This is a genomic window from Robinsoniella sp. KNHs210 (assembly GCF_000686105.1).
GTDB classification, from domain to species: Bacteria; Bacillota; Clostridia; order Lachnospirales; family Lachnospiraceae; genus Robinsoniella; species Robinsoniella peoriensis.
On record NZ_JMLZ01000002.1, the window covers coordinates 4,676,711 to 4,688,673 of the forward strand.

General features: G+C 39.8%; 9 protein-coding genes. 8 read left to right on the top strand and 1 reads right to left on the bottom strand.

What is annotated here, in order from left to right:
* Nucleotides 1-96: 96 nt before the first annotated feature.
* The 4 genes from CD03_RS0126855 to CD03_RS36565 all read left to right on the top strand — a co-directional run bounded on the left by CD03_RS0126855 (nt 97) and on the right by CD03_RS36565 (nt 7,807).
* On the top strand, nt 97-5,100 hold the full coding sequence (locus tag CD03_RS0126855; protein WP_027296268.1) for an FN3 associated domain-containing protein: 5,004 nt from the start codon (nt 97-99) through the stop codon (nt 5,098-5,100).
* A gap of 287 nt (nt 5,101-5,387) precedes the next feature.
* Entirely contained in the window at nt 5,388-5,969 is a 582-nt protein-coding gene (locus CD03_RS0126860) for an RNA polymerase sigma factor (protein WP_027296269.1), read from the top strand.
* 2 nt (nt 5,970-5,971) lie between these two features.
* Entirely contained in the window at nt 5,972-7,096 is a 1,125-nt protein-coding gene (locus tag CD03_RS34985; RefSeq protein ID WP_052377996.1) for an anti-sigma-I factor RsgI family protein, read from the top strand.
* An 18-nt stretch (nt 7,097-7,114) separates the two neighbouring features.
* A complete protein-coding gene (locus CD03_RS36565) occupies nt 7,115-7,807 on the top strand; it encodes an Ig-like domain-containing protein (RefSeq protein ID WP_052377997.1) in 693 nt (230 codons plus the stop codon).
* Between the two features lie 162 nt (nt 7,808-7,969).
* Here CD03_RS36565 and CD03_RS0126875 read toward each other — a convergent pair whose 3' ends face one another.
* Complete coding sequence (locus CD03_RS0126875; protein WP_027296270.1) at nt 7,970-9,697, bottom strand: IS1634 family transposase; 1,728 nt, start codon at nt 9,695-9,697, stop codon at nt 7,970-7,972.
* A gap of 95 nt (nt 9,698-9,792) precedes the next feature.
* Between CD03_RS0126875 and CD03_RS38090 the strand changes: the two genes are divergently transcribed.
* The 4 genes from CD03_RS38090 to CD03_RS0126895 all read left to right on the top strand — a co-directional run bounded on the left by CD03_RS38090 (nt 9,793) and on the right by CD03_RS0126895 (nt 11,905).
* Nucleotides 9,793-9,960: a hypothetical protein gene (locus CD03_RS38090; RefSeq protein ID WP_156043042.1), complete on the top strand. Its 168-nt coding sequence runs from the start codon at nt 9,793-9,795 to the stop codon at nt 9,958-9,960.
* Nucleotides 9,961-10,066: 106 nt separating this feature from the next.
* Nucleotides 10,067-10,273 (top strand): hypothetical protein, encoded by a 207-nt coding sequence (locus CD03_RS0126885; protein ID WP_027296271.1) that lies wholly within the window; start codon nt 10,067-10,069, stop codon nt 10,271-10,273.
* A gap of 352 nt (nt 10,274-10,625) precedes the next feature.
* Entirely contained in the window at nt 10,626-11,129 is a 504-nt protein-coding gene (locus CD03_RS0126890; protein ID WP_027296272.1) for an RNA polymerase sigma factor, read from the top strand.
* Nucleotides 11,114-11,905: a zf-HC2 domain-containing protein gene (locus CD03_RS0126895; protein WP_027296273.1), complete on the top strand. Its 792-nt coding sequence runs from the start codon at nt 11,114-11,116 to the stop codon at nt 11,903-11,905. The genes CD03_RS0126890 and CD03_RS0126895 overlap by 16 nt, the downstream gene beginning before the upstream one ends.
* Nucleotides 11,906-11,963 lie beyond the last annotated feature (58 nt).

The window sequence follows — 11,963 nt, forward strand, 5'->3', positions numbered from 1 at the left end:
CATATAATTTGGAGAAAGTGTGATTTTTTATTGTTTAAATCTCAGGTTTATTCCCGTAAGATTCAATAATATCAATATCAAAAAGGAGGATTTAAAATGCAGAGAGAAATTAAAAAACTAGTGGCAGCAACACTGTCACTGGTAGTAGCGTCTGCTGCGGTACTGTCCGGAATTTCTCCGCTGGAGGTATATGCAGCGGATCAGGAACAAACTGTACAAAAGGAATTTTATGTAACACCGGATGGAAAGGATAGTAATCCGGGAACAAAAGAACGGCCTTTTGGAACAATTAGCAGGGCGCAAAATGAGGTACGAAAAATCAATAAGGATATGGTTGGAGACATCCTTGTGAATGTAGGTGCGGGAGAATATTATATAAGTGAACCAATATTAATGGATGAAAGGGATTCCGGCAGCAATGGATATGAGGTGGTTTATCAGAGCTCGGATGGAATCGGTCAGGCGCGTGTGATTGGCGGCGACAAAATCACACAAGGCTGGGTGGAAACAACGGAAGAAGATAAAGAGTATGATCTGGACGAATCGCTCATTGGAAAAGTATATAAAGTGCAGCTGGATCCTGAAATCTATAATTTTAACACTCTTTATGTCAACGATGAAAAGGCTGTCATGGCTCGTACCAGGAATCATCAGGAGGAAGCGAGATTTACTTCTCAGCAGGGAGAATACCTGCTTTCAGCCGGAGGCGGTGCACAGGATATTGTTTACCGAGAAGGAGATGTGGATCAGAAATCCATTGACGGAATGGTTCACGCACAACAGCGTGGAGAGAAAGAGATAGCTCAGTTGTATGTCTGGGACGGTGGAGATTGGGATTGGTTTACTTCTACGTTATCACTGGGCAGTATTGATCCACAACAGAGGAATATCAGAGCATGGACTGTAGATGGGAAGCCGGAGATTAACCGTACCAAATATTCTGTTCAAAGCAATGCAAGGTATTATCTGCAGGGGAATCTGGCTTTTATGGACATACCTGGAGAATATCACTATAATAAATCCACCGGAGTTTTGTATTATTATCCAAAAGAGGGGGAAGAAGATTTAAGCCGGCAAAATGTGGTTGTGCCCAGAACAAAGGAAATTTTTCGTTTTCAGGGAAGCGACAAGGCTGAGATAAAAGACTACGCTAAGGAACCAGATTTCACTAGACAGGTAAGTAATGTCAGGCTGAATGGACTAAGCCTAGAATGTACTGATTTTACAGAATGGATCAGCTCAGGTTGGAATTCCTATGACGCTGCCGGTAATCTGGGCGGAACGATCCCGCCAGAGGCAGAGGGGAGTACAAATACCTCTTATTGTGAGCAGACTGACCGTACAGAATTTAAAGTCGGCGCCATTACTATGATCAATTCCAATCATCTGACTGTAGAAAATTGTAAGATAACCAATATCGGGTTATTCGGAATTGCGTTGTGGAGAGATAATACTTTTAATACAGTAAAGAATTGTGAGATTTCCAATATAGGATATGGTGGAATTACCACAGATGGGGGATATCCAGGTATCGGAAGATACAACAATCATCACCTTTTTACGAACTTATGTATCCATGATGTGGGAAAAAACGTAGGTCATGGAACCGGCATTACAGTTATGAGTACCGGACAGAGTGAATTCTCCCACATTGAAATTTATAATGCTCCGAGACGCGCTATGATGGTATCCGGTGGAATACGCAGAAACATGAGCCTGGACCGGGATGGAAAATACGATGAAATGAAGGAGATGTATACGGTAGGAAATACATTTGAAAATTTCTATATCCATCATTGCGAGCAGGATAGTGGGGAAGACAGTGCGGTATATATCTGCATGCTGTTAAGAGGAAATGAATTGGCAAAACGTTATAATGGCATTTCCGATCCCCTTAAGATTGTTAATCCGGAAACGGGAGAACCCTATGGAATGGAGAAGGCCAATATTTTCAATCAGATTTTGATTGATTCTGTAGGCGCAACACCTTCTATGCACGATAAAAACACGGTACACGGCATGGATCTGGCTATGGGCGGTTCAGGTACACATTTGTGGAATATAAAAGGGACAAATCAACAGAGCTGCACACTTCGTTTTGAAGAAGCAAACAATGACAGACTTTATGTTGATAACTGTAATAATAACTACAAAAATGACTATTGGTATGACCGGTTCGATGATTCAAGGATGGAATATGACGAGATAGGGCTGACTGAAGAATATCCGTTCGGGAAATATGAAGAGCCGGATATATCCATACCGGAGGATGTGTATTTTTCGGATGATTTTGAGACAGGAAACAGTCTGAATTATAGAAAGTGGACAACGGAAAAAGGAAAGGCATACTTGTCCAAGGCTTATATGGCAGAGGGTCCTTATCATGGAAGAAAGGCTTTGTGCATAGATGGGGACCAGAGCGGCGGTGTTGTAGTCAGCCGTAAATTTGAAAATGACCTGAATAAGATTGTTACATTAAAATATTTTGATAAACGATTGGATTATGCCACTTCAGACAGAAATGAAGGATCAAGTCCGACGAATATCCTGCCGCATACATTTGTGCGTGTGGATCGGGGTGAGGAAGCTTCTCAGATTGCATTGGGAGCAGACGGTGATGTTTCCAAGGATTATTACCTATATAAAAATGGAAAGGATACTGTAAAAACTAACGTACACCGTACATTTGGATGGCATGAGTTTCAATTTGATTATTCTTCAGATACGGAGGTAAAACTTTCTATTGATGGTGTCCAGGTAGCGTTATTGCCAGCAGAATCATTTAATTACATTGCAATGGGCGACTGGAATGGTCAGGGGGGAAAAATCTATATTGACCAGATCTATATTCACGGGGGAAAACAAGCGCCGCCAGCAGAAGATCTGCCTATGCCGAAACCTCCTGCAGAACCGGACAGTGTGATGTATCAGGAGGATTTCGAAGCGGATGATGCGGGTGAAGTATTTGCGGATGATTCAGATGCCGGAGAAAAAGAAACTGAGATAAAGGCTGATGCAAATAAAAAAGAGACGTTAGCGGAATACCGGAACCAGGAAGTAACAGCGGATTACAACGATCAGGTAATGACATCAGAAGAACAGAGTGAAGAGTCCATATCAGAACAACAGGATGAAGGACTGACATCAGAAAAACAAAGTGACGAACCCATATCAGAAAAGCAGGATGAAGGACTGACATCAGAACAACAAAGTGTCAAGCCGATATCAGAACAACAGGATGAAGGACTGACATCAGAACAACAAAGTGACGAACCCATATCAGAACAACAGGATGTAGGACTGACATCAGAACAACAAAGTGACGAACCCATATCAGAAAAGCAGGATGAAGGACTGACATCAGAACAACAAAGTGATGAACCCATATCAGAACAGCAAGATGAAGGACTGACATCGGAACAACAAAGTGAAGAGGCGATATCGGAACAACCGAATGAGAAATTGTCATCTGAACAAATAAATAATACAAAGTTACCAGAACTACAGGATGATGTATTACCAGACTGGAAGGTCAGGGGAAAAGGTGCAGTTAGTAAGAAACGTGATAAAGATCCGCAAAATGAAAATAACCATGTATTATATGCACAGTCGCAGGATAATACATTGTATTATCCGCCAACTAAAATGTGGGCAAATTATACAATGGAATGTAAAGTGTGGGTAGACAGTTGGTCCGGCGGACTGGAAGGAGACAAGCCCTGGGATAATTTTGCAGTGAGTATCTATGTGGACGGTGAGAACAGCGGCAATCGTTATGCACTTAAATTTAACCGTACAGGAGGGTTTGAGGCATACCGGAGATCTGGAGGAGATGCAACTCTGGGAAAAGCTTCTGCGGCAGAGCTGGGTATTATTGAACAAAATGAGAATCACACAGGTCAGTGGTATAAAGTAAAAGTAATAACCAAACCGGGAGATATTAAGATGTATGTTGATGACAAAGAGGCATTCCATGTTGAAGACAGCAGCATGACCTCCGGGGGGATTGGATTTGATGGTATTAATGTTAAGTATTACGTAGATGATATTAAAGTCACCGCTTCTGCTACAGAAGATCCTGATGCAGATAAAAAAGAAGGCATCTATGAAGGTAAGGTTTCATTAACATTGAATCCGGCTGATAAAGGGGATAAAATCTTCTATACTACAGACGGCAGTGATCCAAAAGATCCAGAGCATGGCAAATATTACTTTGAAGGTGATACGATAGAATTGACTCAGAATACGGTTTTGAAGTTTGTTGCCATTCATGACGGACAATTGTATAGTAATGTTGTTACCAGGAGATATACGATAAAGAAAGCTGAGACAGGGAAACTAAAAGAGGCCAGAAATAAGGTTCCGGAAAATCTGGATGAATATACCAAGGCAACAGCAGATAAGGTCAGACAGCTTGCGGATAAGGCAGATGCTTTGCTAAATAGGACGGATCTTACCAGTGAGGATCAACCAGAAATAGATATGGTAACAAATGATTTGCTCGATGCAATCGATCATCTTGTAAAGAATGTGGATATACCTGATAATGAAGAACTGCAGGAAGCCTTAAAGAAAGCAGAAGAAGCTAGAAAGCAGGCAGAAGAAGCACAGAAGAAAGCAGAGGAGGCCAGAAAACAGGCTGAATTAGCAAGGAATCAGGCGTTATTGTCCCAGGAAGCTGCAAATAATGCGGAGCGTCAGGCAAAGAAAGCCCAGGCGGAAGCTGAAAAGAAAGCAAAAGAGGCAGAGGAGGCAAGAAAAGCTGCTGAGAAAATACTGGCAGAAATGCGTGGATACCAATCAAACGGAAAAAAGGTAGGAAAAGTATCTATTAAGTCGGTAAAAAGCTCCAAGCGAGGACAGTTTAAGGTAGTGTGGGCAAAGAAAAAGGGTATTTCAGGATATGAGGTTCAATATTCTACAAACTCGAAGTTTAAAGGCGCCAAGAGAAAGACTGTAGGAAAGGATAAGGTAAGCCTTACAATCAAGAATCTGAAGAGTAAGAAAAATTATTATGTTCGTGTTCGTGCTTATACGCGTGTGAAGGATAAAAAAATAAACGGACATTACAGCAGTTATAAAAAGTTAAAAATAAGATAAAAGAATAGACAGTCACTGTTCAGTCATTACAGTTAGAAACAGGTAAGAAAAATTAACAGTTATCGGTATGCAGACAAATGTATGCCGGTAACTGTTTTACTTTGTGTAAGTTTCCAACAAAATACCAAAATCTATTAATGTCAATTGTTCCCATCCCTTTGATATGTTAATATAAACCTATAAATAAATTTCTGCAAATTTTTTTATTTACCATGCAATAAAACAGCTACCACAGGCATTAACTAAATAGAAAGGGAAAGAGACAATCTTATACAGGTGAATTACGAATGATTCTATTTTGTTTAATTCCGGAAGAGCAAAATGAAAATCAACGGCTGGGTCAGATTGTGAAAGAAGAGTTATTTATTCAGATTGCAGAGGGAGATATGCAGGCGTTAGAGACGATGTATTACCAAACTTACAAGGCAGTCTATGGATTTATTTTATCGATATTGAAGAATCAGTATGATGCAGAGGATATATTGCAGGAGACATATATCAAGATCAAAACAGGAGCGCATTTGTATAAGCCTCAGGGAAAGCCCCTTGCCTGGATATTTACCATTGCAAGAAATCTCTCTTATATGAAGATTCGAAAAGATAAAAATACTCAGACATCACCTTATGAAGAGCTTGAGAATATGCTGGACTTTTCAGCAGTAGAAGATAAGGAAAATAAATTGTTACTGGAAGCAGCGTTTTCCATTTTAGGGGATGAAGAGCGGCAGATTATTATTCTGCATGCCAATACCGGGATGAAACACCGGGAAATTGCAGCCTTACTGAAACTCCCCCTTTCTACAGTACTGTCTAAATATAACCGCGGAATGAAGAAACTACGAAATTACATAGAAGGGAGGATGTCTTAGATATGCAAAAGATCGAGCAAGGATTGAAACAAGCAGTAGAAGACATTACTCCTGACGTTTTTAACAAAGTGGCAGCATCTGAAGATGAGAAGCTGCAAAAAGAAGAATGGCTGCTGGATGAACCAAAATCCTGGCATAAAATTCATTTGGCTTTTAGAGGCGCAGCAGCGTTAGCAGCCTGTCTGATTCTTATATTGGGTATCCGTATTTTTTGGAACAATCAGATTGATTCTACAATTGATATTGATGTCAATCCAAGTGTTGAGATTCAGACAAACCGTAAGAATCTGGTTAAGGAGGTAAAGGCTCTCAATAAAGATGGTGAAATTATAATAGCAGATATGAATCTTAAGAATGTGGAGTTAAACACAGCTGTGAATGCGTTAATTGGCTCTATGGTGAGAAAAGGCTATATAACAGAGGTGAATAATTCTATTCTGGTATCCGTGGAAAACAAAGACACAAAGAAAGCAGATGAAATCTGTCAGTCTATTGTAGGAGACATCAGGCAGGTACTGGATAAAAAAAATATCAAAGGGGTCATCTATAACCAGGAGATTACAAGCAGTGAGGAAATATCTGGTCTTGCGCAGCAATATGAGATTTCCCAGGGTAAGGCGGCATTTTTATTAAAGCTGATCAAAAAAGATCCGGAACTGAAAATGGAACAGCTGGCAAAAATGACCATGCAGGAGATTGCCCAGCTGATCAGGATTAGGAGCATCGATATTTCAGATATGGCAGGATATGAATCCGATGAATCTATTTTAGAAAATGTGGAAGATATCATTGAAGAGAGTAGTGATTCAAGAAGCACCGGGAATAAGCAGAAAATGCAGAAGAGAGGATCCGATCAGAGAGATGGGGGTTACCGGGATAATGATTCAGACGATGAGGATGACATAGATGATAGGGACGATGAGGATGATTTATATAATGATCCGGACGACTTAAATGATGATGCAGATGATTTCGATCAGGATTTGGAGGATTTGAATGATGACGCAGACGAATTAGATAACGATGCAGAAAACCTGAACCGCGATGACGAAAACTGGGATGACGAGGACCTGGATGAACGATCCGATTATTTAGACGATGACGATGAACCAGATAATGACGATTGATAATGGAGGTAAATAATTATGTTGAAGAAAAAGATGGCAAAAACAGTGATTTTAATGGGATGTACATTTCTGATGATGGGAGCAACAGCATTAGCGGCACCGAAACCGCAGCAGATTATGATTGAAGGTGGCAATAATGTTATGCGGGTAGGTAAGACCATGGATCTGGACAGCGAAATTCTCCCGGGGAAAGCAAAAGTAAGAGACCGTAACATTATATGGACCAGCAGTGATCCCAAAGTAGTTAAAGTGCTGGAAAAAAGAGATGATGATACGAAAGTAAAAGCTATGAAAACTGGAGATGCAGTCATTTCAGTCAAAATTAAGAATACAAAGTTAAAAGCAGATTTCCAGATTACGGTACAGAATAAGACAAAAGGAGTTTCTGTAAAAAAACAGGAAGATAAGATTGATGGTTACCGCAAACAGTATAAAAAAGTGTTCAATAATATTAAGAAAACAAACGTTGAAGCGGATGCGTTAACAGCGAGACAGCAATATTTGAATTTTGAACGGGAACTGGATGCCATTGCCCGAAAGGCAGACCGTTTAGATGACCAGATAGAAGATGCTTATCATGAGGGGAAACTTTCCTATAGCCAGATGAAGTCTCTTGAGAGAAAGTTAGATAAATTGGAAGATTACAAAGACAGTATAGAAGATTATCTGGAAGATAAGTATGAGCTGATAAATGAGAGATATGACGATTAAGTCGGGTAGATATATAACAAAAAGCAAAAAAAGAATGACTTTAATGTATGTGTGTGGTAAAATCCCATCTTTGACACATGTAGGGATTTATAGGTGCCACAACCCCTTGAAAATAATGGGTTTGTGGCACTTTATGCCCCATACATGAAATATAGTAATGTTCTATCTGTTTTTACTTTTTTTCTGAATTTCTTTCATCTTACGCTTCGTTATAAATTGATAGTCTGTTCGGAAACCGCAGACCTTGTGCAGATTGTCTGTTATTTCCTGCCGTTCATATACAGGCATAAAGCCTTGTTCTTCTATATCAGCAAAATTGATACTCCTTAACACTTGAAGCAGCTGCTCTGTGGTATAGGTACTTTTTAAGGAGCGTTTCAGCAGCCTGAAATGTAATAATGCAAGGAAGCATGTGAGAAAATGAGCCTTTATGCGGTCATCACGTGCAAGGTAAACCGGTCTTGCCTCAAAATCTGTTTTCATGGTTCTGAAGCAGTCCTCAATCTGCCATCTGCCTTCACTGACGTTCAGGATATCTGCCACGTCATCATCCAGCAGGTCGGTACAGATGGCATAGAGACCATCATATTTTTCTTCTTCTGCAATCTTATCCAAATCTAGAAAATAGTGTACTTTTGCTTTTTCCCCTTCCGTGGTTACGGCCAGCTTGTTTACAAATCTTGCCGGATCATTTGGATTTTTACGCTGCCGTTTTAAAGAGCCATTGGCAACCATTTTTTCTGCTCTTGCAACCTGTTCTGCGCGAACTGCTTTCTGATAGGCCGCATACTTTGGAGAGTAAGTTATGATCAGTCTCTGATGGAGCTTTTTGGTTGTATAGGGTTCATCTTTATAAAAGAGGCTTTGTTGATCAGCATCTGCCAGCAGGGAGAAGTCGACAGGCGTGTCATCGGATAAGTGTTTAAAACCACTCCGGTTCAACGCCCATTTGCGCTCCTCCGCTGGAAGTTTTTTGATGGATTGTGTAACAATAAAGGAGCGCTGCCCCAAACTGTTAAACACTCTGTTATCTTCCGAAGCGAGACCTGCATCACTGCAGTAAATAAACTTTTCACATCCGAACTGCTGTAGGATTTTAGACTCCAGAGGTTTTAGTGATTTCTGCTCATTCTGGTTACCTGGAAACAGAGAAAAAGCCAGCGGTAATCCGTCACCATCCGTAAAGAGACCCATCTGGATAATCGGGTTTGGTCTGTGTTCCTTGCTTTTCCCGTATTTTTTATCCCCATCTTCCTGCTCAATTTCGAAATAGTAGTTTGAACAGTCATAATAAAGGATTCTGTCATTTCTGTTTCCCAGGAAAAAACTGTTCTTGTATACTTCCCCCTGAATAAAATCCATTTCTTTTGCCAGAATGGAAAGTGCACGATATATGTCATGGAGTTCATAAGTCGGTGTTTCAAGGAAGTGCTTTGCAGCCCGGAAAGAAGAACTTTTACTGGAAGGATCCAGGATTCTGGTATAAATCAAATCAGAGAGAATGGCATTTAAATCATACTCAAACTTATGGCGGCTTTTGATTTTACGGCAGATAGAATCCATCTTAAGCCCATAGTAAACAGACTGGAGGAAAAGATAGCCACCGGTAAAAAGTTTTTTTCTGTTATAATCCATGAGCCGATTGGAATGGAAAGGGATCAGAATAACAGCATCTTCGGTTTCACTTTTATATTTCAGTGTTTCGAGACGTGCCTGTTCATTAGCCCATGCCATTACACCGTCCCGGTCGGTACCAAGACGTTTTGAAAGTTCTGCCAGAGTGCCCAATTTTCGAATGGTCTTCGAAGTACTTTTTCCTTGGTCATTGGTATAGGATTTGGTAATGTAAAAGGATTCTGAATTTTTTGATTTAGATGTTGTAACTCTCATAATAATCACCTCTATACCAGTATAGCGCAAATCACTAAATATTACTAGATAGTAAAACAAAAAAGTTGACAAAAAATTAAGCCTACAATAAGGCTTTGAAGTACTTTTGGATTGATGGATGTGTCAAACGCCCGGGGAAACTTTCCTATAGCCAGATGAAGTCTCTTGAGAGAAAGTTAGATAAATTGGAAGATTACAAAGACAGTATAGAAGATTATCTGGAAGATAAGTATGAGCTGATAAATGAGAGATATGACGATTAAGTCGGGTAGATATATAACAAAAAGCAAAAAAAGAATGACTTTAATGTATGTGTGTGGTAAAATATGATCTACAGATAAACAGGAATATTTATAGGAGAAATGTACGATGAGTAAATATAATCCTCTTTGGGAATACGTTAAAGAAACTGACAGTCCATCATTAAAGCTGACGTTTGAAGAAATTAAAAACATTGCAGGAATTGAGATAGATCACTCTTTTTTGAATTATAAAAAAGAACTAACGGAATATGGATATCAGGCAGGTAAAATTTCTTTAAAAGAAAAGACGGTAATTTTCAATAAAATTGATTGAGAAATGATTTTGCTGGAGAAATGATACGGCTGCGGGATCGGTGTCTGTAAACTGCAGAAACTGGATTTATGACTATGGAAAATGTAAATACCGTTGTTCCCGGTTAAGGGAATAGCGGTATTTTTATTGAATAAAAATATTTTTGAAATTACTGTAACGAATCGTGTATTTGTGTAACTTATAGACAGGAGGTGAAAGTGTGAAAGAAAAATCGCTTTCACACTGATGAGTTGGGAATAGCACAAGCCTGCTTGAGCTATTCATGGGTTAAGTTTGAAAGATAATTTTACGAAAGGAAGCGATTCTGCCCAGTACTTTCAAACTGTTTGAATGGGCGGTCTTGGTGGATGAGATGGATAAGCAGAATATGGAGCAGATATATGAAAATAATGTGAAAGCAGTTTATAAATATTTGTTCTGCCTGACCCATAATGCTGACATTTCTGAGGAGTTGACCCAGGAAACTTTCTATCAGGCTACAAGAGGAATTGAAAAGTTTCGGGGTGACTGTAAAGTATCGGTCTGGCTGTGCCAGATTGCAAAAAGGCTTTGGTACCGGGAACTGGGAAGGCGGCAAAAACAGCAGGTATCTGTTAATGAACTGACAGAAGAGATACCGTCATATGAAAACATTGAAAATGATTATTTGCTGAATATTGAAAAAGTAGAGCTTTTTAAACAGCTGCATCATTTTGATGAACAGACCAAAGAAGTGATATATTTAAGGCTTACCGGGGAACTGAGTTTTGCAGAGATAGGAGACATACTTGGGAAATCAGAAACATGGGCAAGAGTAACTTTTTACAGAGGAAAACAGAAATTAGTGAAAGGAAGAAAAGAATGGGACAAAAATTAGATTGTGAAATTGTAAGGGATTTGCTGCCTAATTATATAGAACATATGACTGGCATGGCAACGAATGAGAGTATCGAAGAACATCTGGAAGGATGTACAAAGTGCAAAGAAATCTATCTTGAGATGCGTGAAGAAATACAGGTAGAGACTGCTCCCGAGGTTAAGAACTTTAAGAAGTATCTGGGATGGACACAACTCAGGTATATCACAGGGGGGCTGGCAGGCCTTGGCTTCATTGGCATTATCGTGTGTATGATCGTAAATTTAGCCATCGACGGAACATTTACCTGGTCGCTGATTGTAGCAGGAAGCGTAGTATTTGCATTGGCCTGCGGGTATGTATTAGTTAAATCGAAAAAATATAAACCAGAGAAGACGCTGTTATGTATTACCGTACTCATTATACCGTTACTGATGATTATTCAATATACACTAAAGGATTTTAGCGTCGAATATACAGGAGCCTGGCTGTGGAGACTGGGTGTTCCGATCACCTGTGTGTGGCTGGTAATTGTCTGGGTGACTGATCTGGCGATTCGGCTTTTCCATTTCAATATCTGGCATAGTCTGGCATTTCTGACATTACTTGGCATACCGGGAAATATAGTTACCAACACCTTGAGCAATGCCTATGTCCTGGCAATGCAGGGAACAAAAAATTCATCCATCGGAGTTATTGTAATAAATAGTTTGTCAAGCCTGATTCTGGTGGTTATTTTCTGGATCGCTGGGAACTGGTACCGGAATAAAAAGAAAGCAGCAGGAAAAAAAGCGTAGAAAACTTTTGACAAGAAAATTCAGTTGTGGTAGTTTAATAGAATGACACAGCAGATCA

Bases quoted from the DNA above. Each gene is read 5' to 3' on its own strand.
- CD03_RS0126855 (WP_027296268.1), top strand. From the start codon at position 97: ATGCAGAGAGAAATTAAAAAACTAGTGGCAGCAACACTGTCACTGGTA.
- CD03_RS0126860 (WP_027296269.1), top strand. From the start codon at position 5,388: ATGATTCTATTTTGTTTAATTCCGGAAGAGCAAAATGAAAATCAACGG.
- CD03_RS34985 (WP_052377996.1), top strand. From the start codon at position 5,972: ATGCAAAAGATCGAGCAAGGATTGAAACAAGCAGTAGAAGACATTACT.
- CD03_RS36565 (WP_052377997.1), top strand. From the start codon at position 7,115: ATGTTGAAGAAAAAGATGGCAAAAACAGTGATTTTAATGGGATGTACA.
- CD03_RS0126875 (WP_027296270.1), bottom strand. From the start codon at position 9,697: ATGAGAGTTACAACATCTAAATCAAAAAATTCAGAATCCTTTTACATT.
- CD03_RS0126885 (WP_027296271.1), top strand. From the start codon at position 10,067: ATGAGTAAATATAATCCTCTTTGGGAATACGTTAAAGAAACTGACAGT.
- CD03_RS0126890 (WP_027296272.1), top strand. From the start codon at position 10,626: ATGGATAAGCAGAATATGGAGCAGATATATGAAAATAATGTGAAAGCA.
- CD03_RS0126895 (WP_027296273.1), top strand. From the start codon at position 11,114: ATGGGACAAAAATTAGATTGTGAAATTGTAAGGGATTTGCTGCCTAAT.